This is a genomic window from Streptomyces sp. NPDC041200 (assembly GCF_055591805.1).
In genome coordinates this window covers 83,179-106,214 of sequence record NZ_JBVIZF010000009.1, presented here as the reverse complement: position 1 = coordinate 106,214, position 23,036 = coordinate 83,179, and the positions used below count along the sequence as shown (strand labels likewise).

Annotated in this window: 23 protein-coding genes; 7 read left to right on the top strand and 16 right to left on the bottom strand. The window is 70.9% G+C overall.

Annotated features, from left to right (window positions below; genetic code table 11):
• Positions 1-138: 138 nt before the first annotated feature.
• Positions 139-1,959: an endonuclease/exonuclease/phosphatase family protein gene (locus ACZ6CL_RS21505; protein WP_468937738.1), complete on the top strand. Its 1,821-nt coding sequence runs from the start codon at positions 139-141 to the stop codon at positions 1,957-1,959.
• A 417-nt stretch (positions 1,960-2,376) separates the two neighbouring features.
• A complete protein-coding gene (dapA, locus tag ACZ6CL_RS21500) occupies positions 2,377-3,249 on the top strand; it encodes a 4-hydroxy-tetrahydrodipicolinate synthase (RefSeq protein WP_468937737.1) in 873 nt (290 codons plus the stop codon).
• 63 nt (positions 3,250-3,312) lie between these two features.
• Here the strand turns inward: dapA and dapD are convergent, their stop codons facing one another.
• The 13 genes from dapD to ACZ6CL_RS21435 all read right to left on the bottom strand — a co-directional run bounded on the left by dapD (position 3,313) and on the right by ACZ6CL_RS21435 (position 13,786).
• Positions 3,313-4,305 carry a 2,3,4,5-tetrahydropyridine-2,6-dicarboxylate N-succinyltransferase gene (dapD, locus tag ACZ6CL_RS21495; RefSeq protein WP_468937736.1) on the bottom strand — a complete coding sequence of 331 codons (993 nt, stop codon included), beginning with the start codon at positions 4,303-4,305 and terminating at the stop codon, positions 3,313-3,315.
• A 150-nt stretch (positions 4,306-4,455) separates the two neighbouring features.
• Complete coding sequence (locus ACZ6CL_RS21490) at positions 4,456-5,430, bottom strand: hypothetical protein (protein ID WP_468937735.1); 975 nt, start codon at positions 5,428-5,430, stop codon at positions 4,456-4,458.
• The gene (locus tag ACZ6CL_RS21485; protein ID WP_468937734.1) at positions 5,423-6,058 is read right to left on the bottom strand and encodes an RNA polymerase sigma factor; all 636 of its coding nucleotides are present in this window, start codon (positions 6,056-6,058) and stop codon (positions 5,423-5,425) included. The genes ACZ6CL_RS21490 and ACZ6CL_RS21485 overlap by 8 nt, the downstream gene beginning before the upstream one ends.
• A gap of 102 nt (positions 6,059-6,160) precedes the next feature.
• On the bottom strand, positions 6,161-6,700 hold the full coding sequence (locus ACZ6CL_RS21480; RefSeq protein ID WP_468937733.1) for a TetR/AcrR family transcriptional regulator: 540 nt from the start codon (positions 6,698-6,700) through the stop codon (positions 6,161-6,163).
• Positions 6,700-7,020: a DMT family transporter gene (locus ACZ6CL_RS21475; RefSeq protein WP_468937732.1), complete on the bottom strand. Its 321-nt coding sequence runs from the start codon at positions 7,018-7,020 to the stop codon at positions 6,700-6,702. Before ACZ6CL_RS21475 ends, ACZ6CL_RS21480 begins: the two co-directional genes overlap by 1 nt.
• 125 nt (positions 7,021-7,145) lie before the next feature.
• On the bottom strand, positions 7,146-7,484 hold the full coding sequence (locus tag ACZ6CL_RS21470; RefSeq protein ID WP_468937731.1) for a metal-sulfur cluster assembly factor: 339 nt from the start codon (positions 7,482-7,484) through the stop codon (positions 7,146-7,148).
• Positions 7,481-7,945: a Fe-S cluster assembly sulfur transfer protein SufU gene (gene sufU, locus ACZ6CL_RS21465; protein ID WP_468937730.1), complete on the bottom strand. Its 465-nt coding sequence runs from the start codon at positions 7,943-7,945 to the stop codon at positions 7,481-7,483. Before sufU ends, ACZ6CL_RS21470 begins: the two co-directional genes overlap by 4 nt.
• 10 nt (positions 7,946-7,955) lie before the next feature.
• Positions 7,956-9,212, bottom strand: a complete 1,257-nt coding sequence (locus ACZ6CL_RS21460; RefSeq protein ID WP_468937729.1) for a cysteine desulfurase — start codon at positions 9,210-9,212, stop codon at positions 7,956-7,958.
• Positions 9,209-9,973: a Fe-S cluster assembly ATPase SufC gene (sufC, locus tag ACZ6CL_RS21455; RefSeq protein WP_468937728.1), complete on the bottom strand. Its 765-nt coding sequence runs from the start codon at positions 9,971-9,973 to the stop codon at positions 9,209-9,211. Before sufC ends, ACZ6CL_RS21460 begins: the two co-directional genes overlap by 4 nt.
• Positions 9,974-9,980: 7 nt before the next feature.
• Positions 9,981-10,304 carry a bifunctional 3-phenylpropionate/cinnamic acid dioxygenase ferredoxin subunit gene (locus tag ACZ6CL_RS21450; protein WP_468937727.1) on the bottom strand — a complete coding sequence of 108 codons (324 nt, stop codon included), beginning with the start codon at positions 10,302-10,304 and terminating at the stop codon, positions 9,981-9,983.
• Positions 10,301-11,470, bottom strand: a complete 1,170-nt coding sequence (gene sufD, locus ACZ6CL_RS21445; protein WP_468937726.1) for a Fe-S cluster assembly protein SufD — start codon at positions 11,468-11,470, stop codon at positions 10,301-10,303. Before sufD ends, ACZ6CL_RS21450 begins: the two co-directional genes overlap by 4 nt.
• Positions 11,471-11,549: 79 nt before the next feature.
• Positions 11,550-12,971: a Fe-S cluster assembly protein SufB gene (sufB, locus tag ACZ6CL_RS21440; protein WP_468937725.1), complete on the bottom strand. Its 1,422-nt coding sequence runs from the start codon at positions 12,969-12,971 to the stop codon at positions 11,550-11,552.
• Positions 12,968-13,786: a helix-turn-helix transcriptional regulator gene (locus tag ACZ6CL_RS21435; RefSeq protein WP_468937724.1), complete on the bottom strand. Its 819-nt coding sequence runs from the start codon at positions 13,784-13,786 to the stop codon at positions 12,968-12,970. Before ACZ6CL_RS21435 ends, sufB begins: the two co-directional genes overlap by 4 nt.
• Positions 13,787-13,992: 206 nt before the next feature.
• Here ACZ6CL_RS21435 and ACZ6CL_RS21430 point away from each other — a divergent pair, with 206 nt between their 5' ends.
• From ACZ6CL_RS21430 to ACZ6CL_RS21420, 3 genes are all read left to right on the top strand, one after another.
• Entirely contained in the window at positions 13,993-14,919 is a 927-nt protein-coding gene (locus ACZ6CL_RS21430; RefSeq protein WP_468937723.1) for an ABC transporter ATP-binding protein, read from the top strand.
• Positions 14,916-15,707: an ABC transporter permease gene (locus ACZ6CL_RS21425; protein WP_468937722.1), complete on the top strand. Its 792-nt coding sequence runs from the start codon at positions 14,916-14,918 to the stop codon at positions 15,705-15,707. The genes ACZ6CL_RS21430 and ACZ6CL_RS21425 overlap by 4 nt, the downstream gene beginning before the upstream one ends.
• Positions 15,708-15,784: 77 nt before the next feature.
• A complete protein-coding gene (locus ACZ6CL_RS21420) occupies positions 15,785-16,810 on the top strand; it encodes a COX15/CtaA family protein (RefSeq protein WP_468937721.1) in 1,026 nt (341 codons plus the stop codon).
• Here the strand turns inward: ACZ6CL_RS21420 and ACZ6CL_RS21415 are convergent.
• The 3 genes from ACZ6CL_RS21415 to ACZ6CL_RS21405 all read right to left on the bottom strand — a co-directional run bounded on the left by ACZ6CL_RS21415 (position 16,750) and on the right by ACZ6CL_RS21405 (position 19,420).
• The gene (locus tag ACZ6CL_RS21415) at positions 16,750-17,922 is read right to left on the bottom strand and encodes an amidohydrolase (protein WP_468937720.1); all 1,173 of its coding nucleotides are present in this window, start codon (positions 17,920-17,922) and stop codon (positions 16,750-16,752) included. The genes ACZ6CL_RS21420 and ACZ6CL_RS21415 overlap by 61 nt on opposite strands.
• 155 nt (positions 17,923-18,077) lie before the next feature.
• Positions 18,078-18,413: a hypothetical protein gene (locus tag ACZ6CL_RS21410; protein ID WP_468937719.1), complete on the bottom strand. Its 336-nt coding sequence runs from the start codon at positions 18,411-18,413 to the stop codon at positions 18,078-18,080.
• A gap of 41 nt (positions 18,414-18,454) precedes the next feature.
• Positions 18,455-19,420, bottom strand: coding sequence for a heme o synthase (locus tag ACZ6CL_RS21405; RefSeq protein WP_468937718.1), 966 nt, complete (start codon positions 19,418-19,420; stop codon positions 18,455-18,457).
• Between the two features lie 371 nt (positions 19,421-19,791).
• On the opposite strand from ACZ6CL_RS21405, the gene tkt reads away from it, so the two are divergent.
• A complete protein-coding gene (tkt, locus tag ACZ6CL_RS21400) occupies positions 19,792-21,870 on the top strand; it encodes a transketolase (RefSeq protein WP_468937717.1) in 2,079 nt (692 codons plus the stop codon).
• Positions 21,871-21,917: 47 nt separating this feature from the next.
• Positions 21,918-23,036, top strand: a complete 1,119-nt coding sequence (gene tal, locus ACZ6CL_RS21395) for a transaldolase (protein ID WP_468937716.1) — start codon at positions 21,918-21,920, stop codon at positions 23,034-23,036.

Genomic DNA, 23,036 nt, shown 5'->3' with positions numbered 1-23,036 from the left:
CTGACCGGTCTTGACAACTGTCGTGCGGAGACAAGAGATTGACGCGCGTAGAGGCCACCTTGCCGCTCTGTTCACCCAGCTCTGTTCACCCAGCTCCGTTCAGCCAGCTCTGTTCACTCCGCACCGGAGGCCATCACCATGTCCCCACGCGCCCGGCGCACATCTGTCGCCGTCACCGTCACCGCTGTAGCGGCGGGCCTGCTCGTAGGCCCGTCGTCCGCGTTCGCCGCCCCGACCGTAGACGCGGCCCGCATCCACGACATCCAGGGCCACACCCGGATATCCCCGCTGGCCGGGAAGCAGGTGACCGACGTCCCCGGCACGGTCACGGCGGTGCGCTCCTTCGGCTCGTCGCGCGGCTTCTGGATCCAGGACCCCCGGCCGGACGCCGACCCGGCGACCAGCGAGGCGGTCTTCGTCTTCACCGGCTCGACCACGCCGTCCGTCGCGGTCGGGGACGCGGTGCTGGTCAGCGGGACGGTGAGCGAGTACTACCCGGGCGGCGCGGCGGCCGGTCTCCAGTCCCTGACCGAGATCTCCAAGGCGAGCTGGACGGTCCAGTCGGGCGGCAACACACTCCCCGCCGCCTACCGCCTGAACCCCTCCACCGTCCCCGACCGGTATGCCCCCGGCGGCTCTCTGGAGGGCCCGGAGCTGCGGCCGCGTTCGTACGCGCTGGACCGGTACGAGTCGCTGGAGGGCATGCGGGTGTCGGTCGCCGACGCGCCCGTGGTCGGCGCGACCACTACGCACAAGGAGCTGTGGGTCACCGCCGAACCGCGCCACAAGCGCACCGCGCGCGGCGGCGCCCTCTACGACACGTACCGCGACCCGAACGCGGGCCGTCTGAAAATAGCCTCCCTCCTCCCCTACGCCGAGCACCCCTTCCCGGCGGCCGACGTCGGCGACGAGCTGACCGGGACGACGGCCGGGCCGCTGGACTACGACAACTTCGGCGGCTACACGATCGCCGCCAACGCGCTCGGGACGCTGGAGGACCACGGGCTGAAGCGGGAGCGCACCCGCGAGCAGAAGTCCGGCGAGCTGTCGGTCGCGACCTACAACGTCGAGAACCTCTCCCCCAAGACCGCCCAGTCGAAGTTCGACCGCCTCGCGTCCGGCCTGGTCGACAACCTCGCCTCGCCCGACATCGTCGCCCTGGAGGAGGTCCAGGACGACAACGGCGCCACCAACGACGGCGTCGTGAGCGCCGACGCCACCCTGAAGAAGCTCACCGACGCCATAGCGTCCGCTGGCGGCCCCTCCTACTCATGGCGGCAGATCAACCCAGCGGACGACCAGGACGGCGGCGAGCCGGGCGGCAACATCCGGGTCGCCTTCCTCTACAACCCGAAGCGGGTCTCCTTCACCGACACCCCGGGCGGCGACGCGACGACGCCGGTCACGGTCGTGCGGAAGAACGGCAGGCCCGCCCTGTCGGCCTCCCCTGGCCGCATCGAACCCGGCAGCGAGGTCTGGAACGACAGCCGCAAGCCGCTGGTCGGCCAGTTCGCCTTCCGGGGCCGCCCGGTGTTCGTGGTCGCCAACCACTTCAACTCCAAGGGCGGCGACCAGGGCCTCGACGCCCGCGTCCAGCCGCCCGTCCGCTCCTCCGAAACCCAGCGCACGGGCCAGGCGGGGGCGGTCAACACCTTCGTCAAGTCCCTGCTGGCCGCCGACCCGAAGGCGGCGGTGGTCGTCGCGGGCGACCTCAACGACTACCAGTTCTCCCCCGCCCTCTCCGCCCTGACCAAGGGCGGCGTCCTGACCGACCTGGTGACGCGCCTCCCGCGCGATGAGCGCTACGGCTACGTCTACAACGGCAACTCCCAGGTCCTGGACCACATCCTCACCAGCCGCGCCCTGCGCGCCCCGGACTACGACATCGTCCACATCAACGCGGAATTCACCGACCAATCCAGCGACCACGACCCCCAGGTGGTCCGCGTCCGCCCCTGACCCGGCTGAGTCAATTGCCCCCACCCCGCCCCTTCCCGAAACCAGGGGGACACCCCGGCCCCCGGCGAACGCACCCCGCCCAGCCCAGCAACAGCCCCAGGACGGGCCCGAGGCCGCACGGGCGCACTCCGGCGCGGGCGCGCTGGTTCCCCCGCCCCGAGGCCCCCAACTCGGCCGGGACGCACCCAGCCGCGGGCCCGGGGGCCACGTATCCACTGGCCCCCGGCGAACGCACCCCGGTACAGGCGGGACTGGGCGGCGCCACAGGCCGCTTGGTGGGGGCCGGGGGTGTCCCCCGTTTCGGGAAGGGGCGGGGTGGGGGAAGGAAACCCCCGCCCCACGACGTAGCAGCTCTACACACCCACCCCAAGCAGATTTAAGTAGACCTACGACATCCGCCCGCACGACACTTCCGTCATGCCCAGATCCCATCTCGCCTGCGCCATGGTCACCCCCTTCACCCGGGACGGTGACCTCGACCTCACCGGCGCCCAGCGCCTCGCCGTCGCCCTCGTCGATGAGGGCGACTGCGACGGGCTCGTGCTGGGCGGGACCACCGGTGAGTCACCGACCACCACCGACGCCGAGAAGACGGCGGTCGTACGGGCCGTAGTCGAGGCCGTCGGGGGCCGGGCGCAGATCGTGGCGGGGGTGGGCAGCAACGACACCCGGCACGCCGTCGCGCTCGCGCAGGCCGCCGAAAAGGCGGGCGCCCACGAGCTGTTGGTGGTCACCCCGTACTACAGCCGCCCACCCCAGGAAGCCGTCGAGGCGCACTTCCGCACGGTCGCCGAAGCGGTCGGCATCCCGCTCATGCTGTACGACATCCCCGCCCGCACCGGCGTCGCGCTCTCGTACGACACCCTGTGCCGACTCGCGGAACACCCCCGCGTGAGCGGCGTGAAGGACTGCGCGTACGACCTCATGAAGTCGGCGCGGACGATGGCCGCCACCGGGCTCGCCTACTACTCCGGCTGCGACGAACTGAACCTGCCGCTCCGGGCCATCGGCGCGGCGGGATGCGTCAGTACGGTCGCGAACGTGGCGCCGCGCGCGGTGCGGGGCGTGCTGGAGGCGTACGACGCGGGCGACCCCGAAGAGGCCGCCCGCCGCCACCTGGCACTGACCCCGCTCATCGACGCGATGATGTCCCGCCTCCCCGGCGCGGTCACCGCCAAGGCACTCCTGAGCGCGCAAGGCCACCCGGGCGGCCCGGTGCGCCCGCCCCTGCTCAAGGCGGACGCGACCGTCACAACCGAACTGGCCGCCCTCCACGCGTCAGCGACCTGACCGCCCAACGGGCGTCCCCCGGGGTCGGGTAGGGGCGGGGTGGGGGAAACCCCGCCGCCGGGGTCAGTTGTGGGTGTGCAGGGCCTCGTTCAGGCCGCCCCAGGAGCCGGTGCGGGGGAGGACCTCGACCGCGCCGGACGTGGAGTTCCGGCGGAAGAGGAGGTTCGTCGCACCCGACAGCTCCAGCGCCTTGACGATCTTGCCGTCCGGCAGGGTCACCCGCGTGCCCGCCGTCACGTACAGGCCCGCCTCGACGACGCAGTCGTCACCGAGGGAGATACCGAGGCCCGCCTCGGCACCCAGCAGGCAGCGCTCGCCGATCGTGATCGTCTGCTTGCCGCCACCCGACAGCGTGCCCATGATCGACGCGCCGCCACCGATGTCGGAGCCGTCGCCGACGACGACGCCCGCGCTGATGCGGCCCTCGACCATGGACGTGCCCAGCGTGCCCGCGTTGAAGTTGACGAAGCCCTCGTGCATGACCGTCGTCCCGGCGGCCAGGTGCGCGCCGAGCCGTACGCGGTCGGCGTCACCGATACGGACACCGGACGGAACGACGTAGTCCGTCATCCGCGGGAACTTGTCGACGCTCGTCACCGACAGGTGCAGACCCTCGGCGCGGGCGGCGAGCCGGGCGCGCTCGACCTGGTCGGCGGCGACGGGACCGAGCGAGGTCCAGGCGATGTTGGCGAGCAGGCCGAACTGGCCGTCCAGGCTCAGGCCGTGCGGCTTGACCAGCCGGTGGCTCAGCAGGTGCAGCCGCAGGTACACGTCATGCGCGTCGATCGGCTTGTCGTCGATCGAGGCGATGACCGTGCGGACGGCGACGACCTCGACGCCGCGGCGCGGGTCCGGGCCGAGCGCCTTGACGGCGGTCTCACCGAGGAGCTGCGCGGTGCGCTCGGCGTCGAGCCGTTCGGTTCCGGCCGGGCCGGGCGCGTCGGCCAGCTCGGGGGCGGGGAACCAGGTGTCCAGAACGGTGCCGTCCTCGGTGAGGGTGGCGAGCCCGGCGGCGACGGCGCCGGTGGTGCGGGTGGTGGTGGCTGCATCGGTCATGGTCAGCACGCTAACCGGAGGCGGGCCCCGGAGGCTAACCGGTCTCAGCGGACAGACGCCGGGCGGCCGCGTGCCCGGCTGCGGGGGCGTGCCCGGGCTGCGGGGCGCGCCCGGGCTGCGGGGCCGCGCCCTGCCCGCCGGGCCCCGCGGTCAGGGGCGCCGGTCCTTGCCGTCGACCAGGGCCTGGTCGACCAGCGCGTGCACGCTGAGCACATCGCCCGCTTTCCAGCCGTCCCTGTCGTAGTCGTCCGGCTCGCCGTCGTGGCCCGCGATGCTCCGCTCCCCGAGCGGGGCGAAGGTCTCCGGGTCGTAGAGCAGCTGGAATTCCGAGAAGCCCCGCTTCCCCACGGTGCCCTGCCCGACCGCGACGGCCGTCCGCCCGAGGTTGTCCTTGATCTGCGCCGCCGCGATCCCCGGAATGGTCGCCATCGCCCGGAGGACCTCGGCCCGCCCCTCGGGGTCGGCCGGGAACGCCTGGCTCAACCCGCCGAGCAGCCGGAAGTCGTACTGCGCCGGGGACTCGGAACCCGGAGAGCCAGCTTCCAGCTCCCGGACCTTCTCCTTGACCCCCTCCGGGTCCCCGGGCAGCGCCCGCAGCAGGCGGTACTCCTTCCGCGCCGCGTACGACGGATCGTCGTACGGCTCCCAGGACTCGGACGTCCGCGGCTCCGTACCGCCCTCGACCCGACCCGCGTCCACGAACCTGGTGTAGACCCACTGACCGTCCCGGGGTGCGGGAGCGGGGGTCTGTTCGACGGTGTCGGCCGCCCGCCGCAGTACGGTCGCCGCGTCGCCGAGCCGCCTCGCGTCCTTGACGGTCCCCAGCTTCGCGGTGGTGCTGCCGGGCCGCACCGGGGGGTCCGTCGCCCGCGCCCCTACGGAGCCGCCGCCCAGGAGGCCGACGGCCGCCACCACGGTGGCGGTGACGGTCGCGGCGGCGCCGGCGGCCGCGAACCGCCAGTCCGCCCGGAAGCGGCGCCGTGGGGCCGCACCGGTGGCGGCGTCCCGGACCCTCGCCCGCCCGGCGGCGAGACGGGCCCGGTCGGGCCGGGGGGCGTCGGCGCGCAGTGCGCGCACCCGGGTCAGCTCCTGCCGCAGATCATCCATAAGCCGCAGATCATCCATAACTGGCCACCTCCGTGGCATCACTGACGACGGTGGGGTCGGCGCCGAGGGCGGAGCGCACCTTGCGGCGGGCGCGGTTGAGCCGGGATCGGACCGTCCCGACCGGGATGGAGAGCGCTTCGGCCACCTCCTGGTAGCTGAGGTCCGCCCAGGCGATGAGCAGCAGGACGTGCCGGTCGCGGGCGGACAGCCCGGCCAGCGCCGCGGCCAGCGGCCGCCGGGTGGCCTCTGCCGCGACCCGGCTGTCCGCGCGCTCGACCCAGGACTCGGCGACCGGGTCGATGCCGGTGCGGGCCAGCGCGCGCAGCGCCCGGACCTCGGCGCGCCGGTGCTTGCCGATGAGGTTGGCGGCGATGCCGTACAGCCAGGGTCGGGCGGTGCTCCGCCGCTGGTCGTAGCGGGCCCGGGCGCGGAAGGCGATCAGGAAGGTTTCGGCGGTGACGTCGTCCGCGGCACCGTCGCCGAGGCGCCGGGCCACATAGCGGTGGATGTCGGGGGCGTACCGGTCGTAGAGCGTCGCGAAGATCTCGGGCAGTTCCAGCGACTGGGCCACGACCGCCGCGTCATCGTCCGGCGCGGCGGGGTGGGGCGGCGGGACGGATCGCGGCGGTGGATCGGGATCGGTCACAGGCGCTCCGTATCCGTTGCGTCGTGGTGCGGCGGTCGGTGTGTCGCCCTCTGTTCCCCGGTGGACGCGAACGGGTTCACGCCCGGACCGGTGCACGCCCCCTCAGCCGGTGACCCGCGCGAACGCCGCCCGCGCCTCCTCCCGGTCGAACTCCCGCCCGGTCAGCAGGATCTGCAACAGCATCCCGTCGAACAGGGCGTTCAGGGCGCGCGCGATGCCCGCGTCGCCGGTGCGCCGCTCCAGCAGCGCGGCCATGCGGTCGAGGAACGCGGCGGCGATCGGCCGCACCGACGCGCGCCGCAGGGCGGCGAGATACAGCTCGTACTCCAGCTCCAGCCGCTTGCGGTCGCCCGTCAGCAGCTGCTCGATCAGCCACGCCAGCTGGTCCGCGAGGGGCGCCTCGGGGGGCGCGGTGCGCTCCCAGCGCTCCATGTCGGCCAGCCATTCGGCGTTGACCTGGTCGAGCGCGGCGACGAGCAGATCATCGAGGGTGGCGAAGTGGTACGTGGTCGAGCCGAGCGGAACGTCCGCGGCGGCGGCCACGGCGCGGTGGCTGAGCGCGCCCATGCCCCGCTCCCCCACCACCGCGATCGCGGCGTCGATGATCCGCTGCCGCCGCTCGGGGTCGTACCGGCGCCCCATCAGTGGGCCCCGCCGAGGTTGAGCACGACCACCCCGGCGATCACCAGCAGCACTCCGATCACCCTCGCCGCGGTCACCGCCTCCCCGAGGAACAGCATCCCGATCGCGGCGATGAGGGCGGTCCCGGCCCCGGCCCATATGGCGTACGCGGTGCCGACGGAGACCGTTTTGAGCGTCTGGGCGAGGAGCACGAAGGCGATTCCGTAGCCAAGGGCCGTCCCCAGCGAGGGCCAGAGCTTGCTGAAGCCGTCGCTGTACTTCATCGAGGTGGTCGCGAGGACCTCGGCCAGGATGGCTCCGGAGAGCATCATGTATCCCATGTGTACGAGTGTACGCAACGATGTGTACGACCGTACACAGCCAGAGACCGGAAACCGCGAAGCGGCCCCCGCGCATCGTGCGCGGGGGCCGCTTCGAAAAGCCCAGGACGTGCCGGGCGGAGACCTCAGACGTTGAAGCCGAGGGCCCTCAGCTGCTCACGGCCGTCGTCCGTGATCTTGTCCGGGCCCCACGGCGGCATCCAGACCCAGTTGATCCGCAGCTCCTTGACGATCCCGTCGGCCGCGGACTTCGCCTGGTCCTCGATGACGTCGGTCAGCGGACACGCCGCGGACGTGAGCGTCATGTCGATGGTGGCGATGTTGCTCTCGTCGACGTGAACGCCGTAGACGAGGCCGAGGTTGACCACGTCGATGCCCAGCTCGGGGTCGACCACGTCGTAGAGGGCCTCGCGGACCTCTTCCTCGCTCGCGGGCTTGGTGGTGGTTTCCACGTTCTCAGTCATGCGGTCTTCCCTTCAGCGCCGTCGCCCAGGGCCTGAGCGGTGGCGTCCTTCCATGCCATCCAGCTCAGCAGAGCGCACTTGACCCGGGCGGGGTACTTGGAGACACCGGCGAACGCGACCGCGTCCTCCAGCACCTCTTCCATCGTGTCGTCCGGCTCCAGCTGGCCCTTGGACTGCATCAGCTCCAAGAACGTCGCCTGGATCCTGCGAGCCTCGCCCAGCTCCTTGCCCACCAGCAGGTCGTTGAGCACGGACGCGCTGGCCTGGCTGATGGAACAGCCCTGCCCCTCGTAGCTCACGTCCTCGATCGTCTCGCCGTCAAGCCGCACCCGGAGGGTGATTTCGTCACCGCAGGTCGGATTGACGTGGTGTACCTCGGCGTCGCCGTCCCTGAGCCCCCGCCCGTGGGGGTGCTTGTAGTGGTCCAGGATGACGTCCTGGTACATCGAATCCAGCTTCACGTGGCATCCCCTAGCCGAAGAAGTTCCGTACGTGCTCCAACCCGTCGACCAAGGCATCCACCTCGGCCGGCGTGGAGTACAGATAGAACGACGCTCGCGTGGTCGCAGGAATTCCGTACCGCAGGCAGACCGGGCGCGCACAGTGGTGGCCGACCCGGACGGCGATGCCCTGCTCGTCGAGGACCTGGCCCACGTCGTGCGGGTGGATGTCGCCGAGCGTGAAGGAGATCGTGGCGCCGCGCTCCTCGGCCGTGGTGGGGCCGATGATGCGCAGGTCGGGCACCTCCAGGAGCCTGCCGACCGCGTACTCGGTCAGGGCGTGCTCATGGCGGTAGATGTTGTCCATGCCGATCGAGGACAGGTAGTCCACGGCCGCGCCGAGGCCGACGGCCTGGGCGATCGGGGGCGTACCGGCCTCGAACTTGTGCGGCGCCGGAGCATAGGTGGAGGAGTTCATCGAGACGGTCTCGATCATCTCGCCGCCACCGAGGAACGGAGGCAGGTCCTCCAGCAGCTCCTGACGGCCCCACAGCACACCGATGCCGGTCGGACCGCACATCTTGTGGCCGGTGAAGGCCACGAAGTCGGCCTGCAGCGCCTGCACGTCCAGCAGCATGTGCGGGGCGGCCTGGGAGGCGTCGATGACGACGAGCGCGCCGACGTCCTGCGCGCGGCGGACGATCGCCTCGACCGGGTTGTGCGTGCCCAGGATGTTGGAGACCAGCACGAAGGAGACGACCTTGGTCTTCTCCGTGATGACCTGCTCGATCTCGGACAGGTCGAGGCGGCCGTCCTCGGTGAGGCCGAACCACTTCAGCTTCGCGCCGGTGCGCTGCGAGAGCAGCTGCCACGGCACGATGTTGGAGTGGTGCTCCATCTCCGTGATGACGATCTCGGTTTCCTGGTCCACCCGGTAGGGCTCATCGGCCCAGCCGAGCATGTTGGCGACCAGGTTCAGCGACTCCGACGCGTTCTTGGTGAAGATCACCTCGTCGCGGCTGGGAGCGTTGATGAAGGTGGCGACCTTGTCGCGGGCGCCCTCGTACAGCGCCGTGGCCTCCTCCGCGAGCACATGGACGCCACGGTGCACATTGGCGTTGGAGCGCTCGTAATAGCTGTTCAGAGCGTCCAGGACCTGGCGCGGCTTCTGCGAGGTCGCCGCGTTGTCCAGGTATACGACCTTCTTGCCGTCGTGGACCGAGCGGTCCAGGATCGGGAAGTCCTTGCGGATCGCCTCGGTGTCGAGGAGGCCCGGCAGCTGTGTCACTCGGAGACGCCTCCCTTCACGTACTCCTCGTAGCCCTCTTCCTCCAGCTTGTCGGCCAGCTCCGGGCCGCCGGACTCGGCGATCCGGCCCGCGGCGAACACGTGGACGTGGTCGGGCTTGATGTAGCGCAGGATGCGGGTGTAGTGGGTGATCAGCAGGGTGCCGACCTGGCCCGACTCGCGGACGCGGTTGACGCCCTCGGAGACCACGCGCAGCGCGTCGACGTCGAGACCGGAGTCGGTCTCGTCGAGGATCGCGATGGCCGGCTTCAGCAGCTCCAGCTGAAGGATCTCGTGGCGCTTCTTCTCACCGCCGGAGAAGCCCTCGTTGACGTTCCGCTCGGCGAAGGACGGGTCGATCGAGAGGCGCTGCATGGCCTCCTTGACCTCCTTCACCCAGGTGCGCAGCTTCGGCGCCTCGCCGCGGATCGCGGTCGCGGAGGTGCGCAGGAAGTTGGAGACGGAGACGCCGGGCACCTCGACCGGGTACTGCATGGCGAGGAAGACACCGGCGCGGGCCCGCTCGTCGACGGACATCTCCAGCACGTTCTCGCCGTCGAGGGTGACGGTGCCGCCGGTGATCGTGTACTTCGGGTGACCGGCGAGCGAGTACGCCAGGGTGGACTTGCCGGAGCCGTTCGGGCCCATGATGGCGTGCGTCTCGCCCTGCTTCACGGTCAGGTCGACGCCGCGCAGAATCTCGCGGGGGCCGCCCTCGGCCTCGACGGAGACGTGCAGGTCGTGGATCTCAAGCGTTGCCATGGGTGCCTCAGGACTCCTGGGTGACGGAGACGAGCACGTCGTCCCCTTCGATCTTTACGGGGTATACGGGGACGGGGCGCGTCGCGGGAAGGCCGGACGGCTTGCCGGTGCGCAGGTCGAAGCTGGAGCCGTGCAGCCAGCACTCGATCTGGCAGTCCTCCACCTCGCCCTCGGACAGCGAGACGTTCGCGTGCGAGCAGATGTCGTTGACCGCGAACACCTCGCCCTCGGTGCGCACCAGCGCGACCGGCACGCCCTCCAGCTCGACGCGCTTGGGAGCGTCCTCTTCGAGTTCGGTCAGCGCGCACGCGCGCACGAACGCTCCGGTCATACGGACGCCTCCAGCTCGGCCTCGATCTTGGCGATCAGGCGCTCCTCCAGCTCGGGCAGCCCGATCTGCTGGACCAGTTCGGCGAAGAAGCCGCGGACGACCAGGCGACGGGCCTCGTCGGCCGGGATGCCGCGGGCCATCAGGTAGAACAGCTGCTCGTCCTCGAAGCGGCCGGTCGCGCTCGCGTGACCGGCGCCGACGATCTCACCGGTCTCGATCTCCAGGTTCGGCACCGAGTCGACGCGGGCGCCGTCGGTGAGGACCAGGTTCCGGTTCAGCTCGTAGGTGTCCGTGCCCTCGGCCGCGGCGCGGATCAGCACATCGCCGATCCAGACGGCGTGCGCGTCCTTGCCCTGCAGCGCGCCCTTGTAGGCCACGTTGCTGCGGCAGTGCGGGGTGTCGTGGTCGATGAAGAGGCGGTGCTCCTGGTGCTGGCCGTTGTCGGTGAAGTACACGCCGTACAGCTCGGCCTCACCGCCCGGGGCGCCGTAGACGACGCGCGGGTGCAGCCGCACCAGGTCGCCGCCGAAGGTGACGACCACGGACTTGAAGGTGGCGTCCCGGCCGACCAGCGCGGTGTGCTGGCCGACGTGGACGGCCGAGTCGTCCCAGTCCTGGACGGAGACGACGGTGAGCTTGGCGCCGTCGCCGATGAGGTACTCGACGTTGGCGGCGAGCGTGGCGTCACCGGTGTGGTCGATGACGACGACTGCCTCGGCGAAGGCGCCGATCTCGATCACCTGGTGACCGAAGGCGGTGCCGCCCTCACCGTGCACGGCGATCCGCACCGGCTCGGTCAGCACCTTCTCCTTGGGCACCGAGACGACCGAGGCCTTCTCGAAGGAGCTGTACGCCTGCGCCGCCACCCGGTCCACCGGCTTGCCGGCCTTGCCCAGGCGGGCGTCGTCACGGCCCACGGTCTCGACGGTGACGCCCTCGGGGGCGGCCACCTCGACCTTGACGCCGCCGTCGGCCACGGCGGTGCCGTCGTGGAGGCCGCGCAGCCGCTCCAGCGGCGTGAACCGCCAGTCCTCCTCGCGCCCGTGCGGCACGGGGAAGTCGGCCACGTCGTACGACGCGGGGGCGCTGACCCGCGCGTCGATGGGCTGCTGCCCCACCTGGATGACGCCGTCCGTGGTGGATCCGGCCGGAATGGTTTCAGCCATGGCTGTCGTACTGCTCGCTTTCTGCCTTCTGGGGCTTACACGGGGGTGCCCCGATGGCGGGGCGGGAAGGGCGGTGGCGTCAGCCGACCGATCCCTCCATCTGCAGCTCGATCAGCCGGTTGAGCTCCAGCGCGTACTCCATGGGCAGCTCGCGCGCGATCGGCTCGACGAAGCCGCGCACGATCATCGCCATGGCCTCGTCCTCGGACAGGCCGCGGCTCATGAGGTAGAAGAGCTGGTCATCGCTGACCTTCGAGACGGTCGCCTCGTGCCCCATGGACACGTCGTCCTCGCGGACGTCCACGTACGGGTAGGTGTCCGAGCGCGAGATGGTGTCGACCAGCAGGGCGTCGCACAGCACGTTGGACTTGGAGCCCTCCGCGCCCTCGCCGATCTCGATCAGACCGCGGTAGGAGGTGCGGCCACCGCCCCGGGCCACCGACTTGGAGACGATGTTCGAGGAGGTGCGGGGCGCCATGTGGACCATCTTGGCACCGGCGTCCTGGTGCTGGCCCTCGCCCGCGAAGGCGATGGACAGCGTCTCACCCTTGGCGTGCTCGCCCATCAGGTAGACGGCCGGGTACTTCATGGTCACCTTGGAGCCGAGGTTTCCGTCGACCCACTCCATGGTCGCGCCCTCGTAGGCCACGGCGCGCTTGGTGACCAGGTTGTACACGTTGTTCGACCAGTTCTGAATGGTCGTGTAGCGGCAGCGGCCGCCCTTCTTCACGATGATCTCGACGACCGCGGAGTGCAGCGAGTCCGACTTGTAGATCGGCGCGGTGCAGCCCTCGACGTAGTGGACGTAGGCGTCCTCGTCGACGATGATCAGCGTCCGCTCGAACTGGCCCATGTTCTCGGTGTTGATCCGGAAGTACGCCTGGAGCGGGATGTCCACGTGGACGCCCTTGGGCACGTAGATGAACGAGCCGCCGGACCACACCGCCGTGTTCAGCGAGGCGAACTTGTTGTCGCCCGCCGGGATCACCGTGCCGAAGTACTCCTTGAACAGCTCCGGGTGCTCCTTGAGCGCCGTGTCGGTGTCCAGGAAGAGAACGCCCTGCTCCTCCAGGTCCTCACGGATCTGGTGGTAGACGACCTCGGACTCGTACTGGGCCGCGACACCCGCGACGAGGCGCTGCTTCTCGGCCTCCGGGATGCCCAGCTTGTCGTACGTGTTCTTGATGTCCTCGGGCAGGTCCTCCCAGGAGGCGGCCTGCTGCTCGGTGGAGCGGACGAAGTACTTGATGTTGTCGAAGTCGATGCCCGACAGGTCCGAGCCCCAGGTGGGCATGGGCTTCTTGCCGAAGAGCTTCAGGCCCTTGAGGCGGAGCTTGAGCATCCACTCCGGCTCGGACTTCTTCGCCGAGATGTCGCGTACGACGTCCTCGGAGAGGCCGCGCTTGGCGGAGGCGCCGGCGACGTCGGAGTCGGCCCAGCCGTACTCGTAGTTGCCCAGACCCTCAAGCTCGGGGTGAGCGGTCTCCGTGGGGAGAGTCATTCGGGGTTCCTCCCGGCCGTGCTGGCAGATGCTGTGGTGGTCTTGGTGGTGCGGTGGTCGGTCTTCTCGACCGCGGTGTCGGTCTGTCCGGTCTTCGGGATGAACGTCGTGCACACCCCGTCGCCATGGGCGATGGTGGCCAGACGCTGGACATGAGTCCCGAGCAGCTGGGAGAAGACCTCGGTCTCCGCCTCACACAGCTGCGGATATCGCTCGGCTGCGTGGGCGACCGGGCAGTGGTGCTGGCAGAGCTGTTCGCCGACCGGCGCGCTGCGCGCCGTAGCAGCGTACCCGTCCGCGGAGAGTGCGCCCGCGAGGGCTTCGGTACGCCGCCCGGGGGCGGCGGCCTCGACGGCGCCGCGGTATCCATCGGCCTGGGCGGCGAGCCTGGCGCGGGCGAACGCCGCGACGGCGGCCCGGCCCTTCTCGCCGCCGCCCGCGCTCTGCTCGATCCAGCGCAGGGCGTCGACGGCGAGATCGTCATAGGCCTGGTCGAAGGCGTCACGGCCGCAGTCCGTCAGGGCGAACACCTTGGCCGGGCGGCCGCGCCGCCGCGCCCCGTACACCCTCTTCTCCCGGGGCTCGACGACGCCGTCGGCGACGAGGGTGTCGAGGTGACGGCGCACGGCCGCCTGGGTCAGTTCCAGCCGCAGCGCCAGCTCGGCGGCGGTGGACGGACCGTGGTCGAGGATGGAGCGGGCAACCCGGTTCCGGGTGCCGTGCTGCTGCTCCTCGGGAGCGGGCACGGCAGGCACGCCGGACCGCGCGGCCGCCTCGGCCGCGCGTCCCTGGGGAGCCTCGCTCGCGTATTTCACAACGCCATTGTTGCGTAATTCTTCCGCAAGGTACAAGCGAGAGCGGAGGGACCTTCCGGTGGGGTGCGTCACTTAGGTCTACCTAAGTGTGACCTGCGGAAACGCCGCTCCCGCCCTCGCCGCAAGGGCACTCGCCAGCTGGTCGCGAGGGGTGCGTTCCGGCCCTGCCGCCCACGGCCCCGCCCGCCGTTCGTACACTGCCGGACATGCGAGAAGAGCCCGCGGTCGACATCGTCGGCCTGGTCAAACGGTACGGCTCCAAGACCGCCGTCGACGGGCTCGACCTGTCCGTCGGCCGCGGCACCGTGAGCGCCGTCCTCGGACCCAACGGCGCCGGAAAGACCACCACCGTCGAGACCTGCGAGGGATATCGCCGCCCCGACGCCGGGACGGTGCGCGTGCTCGGCCTCGACCCGGTCGCGGACGCCGCGGCGCTGCGGCCGCGGGTGGGCGTCATGCTCCAGTCCGGAGGCGTTTATTCCGGCGCACGCGCAGAAGAGATGCTGCGCCACACCGCCACCCTCCACGCCCATCCCCTGGACGTCGCCGCGCTCATCGAGCGGCTCGGCCTCGGCTCCTGCGGCCGTACGGCCTACCGGCGGCTCTCCGGCGGACAGCAGCAGCGGCTCGCGCTCGCCATGGCCGTCGTCGGCCGCCCCGAACTGGTCTTCCTCGACGAGCCCACCGCCGGACTCGACCCGCAGGCCCGCCGCGCCACCTGGGACCTCGTCCGCGATCTACGCCGGGACGGCGTGACCGTCGTCCTGACCACGCACTACATGGACGAGGCCGAACAGCTCGCCGACCACGTCGCGATCATCGACGGCGGCAAGGTGATCGCCCAGGGCACCCCCGAGGAGCTGTGCCGCGGCGGCGCCGAGAACACCCTGCGCTTCACCGGCCGCCCCGCGCTCGACCTGGCCTCGCTGCTCAAGGCGCTGCCCGTCGACAGCACGGCCGCCGAGCTGGTCCCCGGCGGCTACCGGGTCACCGGCAAGGTCAACCCGCAGATGCTGGCCACCGTCACCTCCTGGTGCGCGCAGAACGGCGTGATGCCCGACCGCATCTCGGTCGAGCGGCACACCCTGGAGGACGTCTTCCTGGAGCTGACCGGTAAGGAGCTGCGCGCGTGACCGCCACAGGCACCTATCTCCCCGAGCCGGGGGCGGCACCGCTGCTCCGGATGATCCGCGCGCAGGCCGCGCTGGAGACCCGGATGCTGCTGCGCAACGGCGAACAGCTGCTGCTGACCGTCGTCATCCCGTCCCTCGTCCTGGTGCTCTTCAGCAGCGTGAACATCGTTGACACAGGCGCCACGGGCGCCACCGGCGGTTCCGGGGACGCCGTCGACTTCCTCGCGCCCGGTGTGCTGGCGCTCGCCGTGCTGTCCACGGCGTTCACCGGACAGGCCATCGCGACCGGCTTCGAGCGACGGTACGGCGTGCTCAAGCGGCTCGCCGTCTCGCCGCTGCCCCGGTGGGCGCTGATGGCCGCCAAGACGTGCGCGGTGCTGATCACCGAGATCCTGCAGATCGTGCTGCTGACCGCGATCGCCTTCGCGCTGGGCTGGTCGCCGCAGGGCAACCCGCTCGCCGTGGCGCTGCTGCTGATCCTCGGCACCGCCGCGTTCTCCGGGCTCGGGCTGCTGATGGCGGGCACCCTGAAGGCCGAGGCGACGCTCGCCGCCGCCAACCTGGTCTTCCTGCTGCTGCTCGTGGGCGGCGGCGTGATCGTGTCGCTGGACAAGTTCCCGGGTGCCGTACGGGGCGTACTGGAGCTGCTGCCGATCGCGGCGCTCTCCGGCGGGCTGCGGGACGTCCTCCAGGACGGGGCCGGGGTGCCCTGGCGCGACCTCGGCATCCTGGCCGTGTGGTCGGTGCTGGGGCTCGGCGCTGCGGCGCGGTTCTTCCGCTGGGAGTGAGGAGCTTCCCGGGCCGCTCCCGCCGGTAACCGGGACCCTCGTGAAAAGCTGCACAAGCTCCGTCCTACGATGGCTCCGTGCCGAATTCGCTGAATCCGTTCGAGCTGATCGCCCGGCGCTGGCAGCCCTCCGCGCGCTTCGTGGAGCGTGCCGCGCTCGCCACCGTGGTGATGGCCGTGGTCATCGTCGTCACCGGGGGCGCGGTGCGGCTGACCGAGTCCGGGCTGGGCTGTGACACCTGGCCCAAGTGCACCTCCGGGAGCCTGACGCCCACCTCCGACATGGGCATCCACGGCGCCATCGAGTTCGGCAACCGCATGCTGACGTACGTGCTGTGCGCGTTCGTCGGGCTGCTGATCATCGCCGCCCGGGCCCGTCAGCCGGTGCGCCGCTCCATCACCCGGCTGGGCTGGGCCCAGTTCTGGCTGATCATGAGCAACGCCATCATCGGCGGCGTCATCGTCCTGACCGGCCTGAACCCGTACATCGTCAGCTCGCACTTCCTGCTGGCCACCGCGCTCCTCACGGTCGCCATGGTGGTCTGGCAGCGCTCCCGCGAGGGCGACGGGGCGCCGCGGGACCTGGTGCCCCGGCCGGTGCGCCAGCTGACCTGGCTGCTGGTCGGCGCGACGCTGACGCTGATCCTGCTCGGCACCGTGGTCACCGGCTCCGGTCCGCACGCCGGAGACGCCCGCGAGGTGCACCGGATTCCGCTGGACTGGCAGGAGATCACCCAGCTGCACGTGGACTTCGTCTACATCGTGCTGGGCCTCACCGTCGCCCTGTGGTTCGTGCTGCGCGCGGTGCGGGCCCCGGCGGCCCAGCGCCGTGCGGTGCTCGACCTGCTGGCCGTGCTGCTGCTGCAGGGCGTGATCGGGTACGTCCAGTACTTCACGGGTCTGCCCGAGGTGGTCGTCGGCATCCACATGTTCGGGTCCTGCCTGGTGTGGATCGCGGTCCTGCGGGTGTTCTTCGCACAGCGCGAGCGCCCCGCGCTCGACGCCGCCGCGGACCCTGGCCCCTCAGGCGGCCACGAGACGGTTCAGCCGGAGAGCGCGTCGACCCCGGACCCGGCGCCCGAGCCCGCCGCGTCCAGCCGGTAGACCCGGCGCGCCGTCCCGGCCGCCACCAGCCCGGCGATCCGCCGGGCCTCCGCCCCCGTACAGACGCCGTCGGCGACCCACTCGGCCGCCAGCCGGGCCATCGCCCGGCCGAACTGCCGGGCGGCGGTCACATACAGCTCGGGCAGCGCTCGGGCCCCGCTGGAGAACAGCAGCTTGCCGAACGGCGCCTCGCCCAGCGTCTCCGAGGGCCGCGGCCCCGCGTCCGCGTAGACGTGCGGGAACACCGCGGCGAGCTGGGCGGCGCGGCGGTGGTGCGGCGGGTCGGGCAGCAGGACGAGATCGGTGCCCAGCCCGGCGGTGGCGCGCAGGAAGCCGATCAGCGGCTGTGGATCGGCGCAGTGCAGCTGCACCGGCAGCCCGGTCGCCACGGCGCTCCACATCAGATGCTGGGCGAACACCGGGTCGGGCGCCCGGTTCCGCACCGGGCGCGCGGCCAGCCGCCGGGCCGCCGCGCGCCGCACCTCGCCCGGGTCGGGCGGGGTCTCGTCGCAGAAGGTGATGCCCAGCGCGAAGGCGGTGGCGTGCTGGGCGGCGGCGTAGAGCGCCTCGGCGGTGTTGCCCATGAAGGCGTCGACCGTCCCCGAGGTGTCCGCGACCTGTTCGGCCAGCGGTTCGAGCCGTACGACCTCATGGGCCCGGCCGTCAGCGGCCGCCGCCAGCTCGGCGGGCGAGGTGAGGTCGCTCGGGGTGCCCGACTCCAGCAGGAAGGTGCCGATGCCCGCGCCGCGCAGCAGCAGCCGGGCGGCGCGGTAGGCGCCCAGCTCGCGGCGGCGGGCGAGATAGCGCACGGGCGTGCAGTGCGGTTCCATGCCCAGCAGCGGCGGGCACCAGCGGCGCACGGCGAGCCCGGTCCAGCTGTCGAAGTACGTGGTCCCGGCCGGGGCCGGGCCCGATCCGGCGGCGGTGGCCAGATGCGTCTCGAACGAGCCGAGGCCCAGCTCGCCGTGGACCGTGCCGTGGCTGTGCTGATCGACCAGCGGCGGCAGCTCGACGCCCGGGCCGTCCCGGGGCACCGCGCCGGTAGCGGGCCCCAGGGTGTCCGGGGACCGCGTCGCCTCGTCCGTCACCGCCGCCTCCTCGCCCTCCGGCATCGCAGGGCTTAACGCCCGGATGCCGCGCGAGGTGTCGCCGGTCGGGGGTCCGGCGGACGAGCGGACCGGCGGACGAGCGGACTAGCGGACCGGCGGACCGGCCGTATGCGGGCGCCGCCTCATTGTGCCGGTCCGGCGGGAGGGACTCAGGCGGTTCAGGAGTTGCGGGGGCCGCCCAGTTGGATACCGGCCATCCGCGTCCATTCGTAACGGCCCGTGCGGACCTTCGCCGCGAGGTCGCCGTCGAAGTCGTCCCGGAGCGTGACCCCGGCGATCTCGACGGCGCGGCGGGCCGTCTCCTGGGAACGGGCGACGAGGGTGCCCCACTCGCCGTTGGCGCCCACCAGGGCGATCCGGACGGTGCCGCGGCCGATGTGGGCGAGCTGGCCCTCGGCGCTGCCGCCGTGGCTCTTGGCGAAGGCCGTGATCTGGTGGGCGAGTCGCTGGGCCCGCTTCTCGTCCTTCGGGGACGCCTGCGTGGTATCTGCCATACCACCGATGCTACCCGCCGGTAATTACGGCCGGAAGGGGATCACCGCAGGAAAGGGTCCACCGCGACGGCGACGAACAGCAGGGAGACATAGGTGATGGACCAGTGGAACAGCCGCATCTCCTTGAGCTTCGCGCCGGTGATCTCGGCCCGGGCGCGCGCCTGGAGTCCGTGCGCCTCCTTGAGCCAGAACGCGCCCAGCACGGTCGCCACGACCGGGTAGAACCAGCCCGTGTAGCCGAGCGGCCACAGCAGCAGCGAGACGCCGACCATGGCCCAGCTGTAGAGGACGATCTGCCGGGCGACCGCCTTGTTGCCCGCGATGACGGGCAGCATCGGCACGCTCGCCCGCTCGTAGTCCTCCTTGACCTTCATCGACAGCGGCCAGTAGTGCGGCGGCGTCCAGAAGAAGATGACCAGAAAGAGGATCACCGCGGCCCAGGAGACCTCATTGGTGACCGACGACCATCCGATGAGCACGGGCATGCAGCCCGCGATGCCGCCCCAGACGATGTTCTGCGAGGTACGCCGCTTGAGCCACATCGTGTAGACGACGACGTAGAAGACCAGCGCACCGAGTGCCAGCATCGAGGACAGCGGGTTGACGAGAAACCAGAACCAGGCCGTGGACCCGACGGCGAGCGCGAAGGCGAAGACCAGGCATTCGACCGGCGACACCATGCCGGTGACCAGTGGACGCTGCGACGTACGGTCCATCAGCGCGTCGATGTCGCGGTCGTAATACATGTTGAACGCGGCGGCGCCACCGGCGGACAGATAGCCGCCGACGCAGGTCGCGAGGACCAGCCACAGGTCCGGGACGCCCTGGGCGGCCAGGAACATGACCGGCACCGTGGTCATCAGCAGCAGTTCGATGACGCGCGGCTTGGTCAGCGTCACGAACGCCTTGACCCGGGCCCCGAGCGGACGGCGGCCTGGAAGCCGCTGCCCGAGGCTCGATTCGCTCGTTTCGAGCACCCCCGCAGGACGGGATTCGACGGCCGTCACGCACACCCCTGGTGGAAGCAAGAACCAGCAAGCACCGGAGATGAAACCCCGGTAAAGACTTGCGCGTACCACGCCACTCTAGACGTAGCGGATACGCCGCCTGCCGCCGGGGTCGCCTCGTGTTGATGCCCCTCCAGCGCCCCCCGAAGACCTGCGCGAACGGTCCGCACAACCACCGGGAGGCAGCCGGAACCCGGTATTCCATACGCCCCGGAGAGAACTCCGAGGGAATGCCACGACCTTGAGATTCGTTCCCTTAGTCGTTGAGTGGAACTCGAAAAGATGACCGTTCTTACAGGGGTAGGCTCGACCTCGCCGGTGTGCACACGGTCACCGGACAGCGACATTGTGGAGAGGAGCCCTGACTCAGGGTGAGCAACAAGCCGACTACCACAGACCTTGCATGGACCGATCTGGACCAGCGGGCCGTTGACACCGCCCGCGTCCTGGCCATGGACTCCGTACAGAAGGTCGGTAACGGCCACCCTGGCACGGCCATGAGTCTGGCGCCCGCCGCGTACCTTCTCTTCCAGAAGCTCATGCGGCACGACCCCTCCGACGCGGACTGGGCGGGCCGGGACCGGTTCGTCCTGTCCCCGGGGCACACCAGCCTGACTCTCTACGTGCAGCTCTACCTGGCGGGCTTCGGCCTGGAGCTGGAGGACCTGAAGTCCTTCCGCACCTGGGGCAGCCTCACCCCGGGCCACCCGGAGTACGGCCACACCAGGGGCGTGGAGACCACGACCGGCCCGCTCGGCCAGGGCATCGCCAACGCGGTGGGCATGGCCATGGCCGCCCGCTACGAGCGCGGTCTGTTCGACCCGGAGGCGCCCGAGGGTGCCTCCCCGTTCGACCACACCATCTGGGCGATCGTCTCCGACGGCGACCTGGAGGAGGGCATCTCCGCCGAGGCGTCCTCGCTGGCCGGTCACCAGAAGCTGGGCAACATCGTCGCCCTGTACGACGACAACCACATCTCGATCGAGGGCGACACCGCCACCGCGCTGTCCGAGGACGTACTGAAGCGGTACGAGGCGTACGGCTGGCACGTCCAGCGCATCGAGCAGGCGGCCAGCGGCGACTTCGACATCGAGCAGCTGTACGCGGCGCTCAAGGCGGCGCAGGACGAGACCGAGCGCCCCTCGATCATCGCCGCGCGCACGATCATCGCCTGGCCCGCGCCTAACGCGCAGAACACCGAGGCCTCCCACGGCTCCGCGCTCGGCGCCGACGAGGTCGCCGCCACCAAGCGCGTCCTGGGCTTCGACCCCGAGCAGCACTTCCAGGTCGACACCGAGGTCATCAACCACACCCGCGGCCTGGTCGACCGCGCCCGCGAGGCGCACGCCGCCTGGGACAAGACGCTCCAGGAGTGGCGCAACAACAACCCCGCCCGCGCCGCCGAGTTCGACCGCGTCACCGCCGGTGAGCTGCCGGAGGGCTGGGAGAGCGCGCTGCCGGTCTTCGAGGCGGGCAAGGACGTCGCCACCCGCAAGGCGTCCGGCCAGGTGCTCAAGGCGCTCGGCGGAGTGATCCCGGAGCTGTGGGGCGGCTCGGCCGACCTCGCCGGTTCCAACAACACCACCATCGACGCGTCCTCGTCCTTCCTCCCCAAGGACAACCCGCTGCCGGAGGCCGACCCGTACGGGCGGACGATCCACTTCGGCATCCGCGAGCACGCCATGGGCTCGACCATGAACGGCATCGCGCTGCACGGCAACACCCGTGTCTACGGCGGCACGTTCCTCGTCTTCTCCGACTACATGCGCCCGGCCGTCCGGCTGGCCGCGCTGATGAAGCTGCCGGTCACCTACGTGTGGACGCACGACTCCATCGGCCTCGGCGAGGACGGGCCCACCCACCAGCCGGTCGAGCACCTGTCCGCGCTGCGCGCCATCCCGGGCCTGAACATCGTGCGCCCGGCCGACGCCAACGAGACCGTCATCGCCTGGCGCGAGATCACCCGCCGCCACGGCGACAACCCGGCCCCGCACGGCCTCGCCCTCACCCGGCAGAACGTGCCGACGTACGAGGCCGACGAGGACGCCGCCAAGGGCGGTTACGTCCTGTTCGAGGCCGAGGGCGGCCAGCCGCAGGTGATCCTGATCGGCACCGGCTCCGAGGTCCAGCTCGCCGTCGAGGCGCGTGAGCAGCTGCAGGCCGCCGGAGTGCCGACCCGCGTGGTGTCGATGCCCTCGATCGAGTGGTTCGAAGAGCAGGACAAGGGGTACCGCGACAGCGTGCTGCCGCCGTCCGTGAAGGCTCGCGTGGCCGTCGAGGCCGGTATCGGCCTGACCTGGCACCGCTACGTCGGTGAGGCGGGCCGCATCGTCTCGCTGGAGCACTTCGGCGCCTCCGCCGACTACAAGGTGCTCTACCGGGAGTTCGGCCTGACGGCCGACGCCGTGGTCACGGCCGCCCGCGAGTCCCTGGACGCCGCCGGGCAGTGATGCCCGCATCCGACTTGAACAGCGACGAGCAACAGGAGACACACCCCATGACAGACGCACTCAAGCGGCTGGCCGACGAAGGCGTCGCGATCTGGCTCGACGACCTCTCGCGGAAGCGGATCACCTCCGGCAACCTCGCCGAACTGATCGACCAGCAGCACGTCGTCGGCGTCACCACCAACCCGTCGATCTTCCAGAAGGCGATCTCCGGCGGTGACGGTTACGAGCAGCAGCTCGCCGACCTCGCGGCCCGCAAGGTCACCGTCGAGGAAGCCGTCCGGATGATCACCACGGCGGACGTCCGCGACGCCGCCGACATCCTGCGCCCGGTGTACGACGCGACCGGCGGCCAGGACGGCCGGGTCTCCATCGAGGTCGACCCGCGGCTGGCCCACAACACGGCCGCCACCATCGCCGAGGCCAAGCAGCTCGCCTGGCTGGTGGACCGCCCGAACACCTTCATCAAGATCCCGGCCACCGAGGCGGGTCTTCCGGCGATCACCGAGGTGATCGGCCTGGGCATCAGCGTCAACGTCACGCTGATCTTCTCCCTGGAGCGCTACCGCGCGGTCATGGACGCCTACCTGGCCGGCCTGGAGAAGGCCAAGGCGGCCGGTCTCGACCTCTCCAAGATCCACTCGGTGGCGTCCTTCTTCGTGTCCCGCGTGGACACCGAGATCGACAAGCGCATCGACAAGTCCGGCACCGACGAGGCCAAGGCCCTGCGCGGCAAGGCCGCCCTGGCCAACGCCCGGCTCGCCTTCCAGGCGTACGAGGACGTCTTCGGCTCCGAGCGCTGGGACGTCCTGGACCGGGCAAACGCCAACAAGCAGCGCCCGCTGTGGGCCTCGACCGGCGTCAAGGACCCGGCCTACAAGGACACCATGTACGTCGACGAGCTGGTCGCCCCGGCCACCGTCAACACCATGCCGGAGGCCACCCTCGACGCGGTCGCCGACCACGGCGAGATCAAGGGCAACACCGTGGCCGGTGGCTACGAGCAGGCCAAGGCGGACATCGAGGCGCTGGCCTCCATCGGCGTCTCGTACGACGAGGTCGTCAAGCTTCTGGAGGACGAGGGCGTCGAGAAGTTCGAGGCGTCCTGGAACGACCTGCTGAAGTCCACTGAGGCGGAGCTGAACCGCCTCGCACCGTCGGAGGCGTGA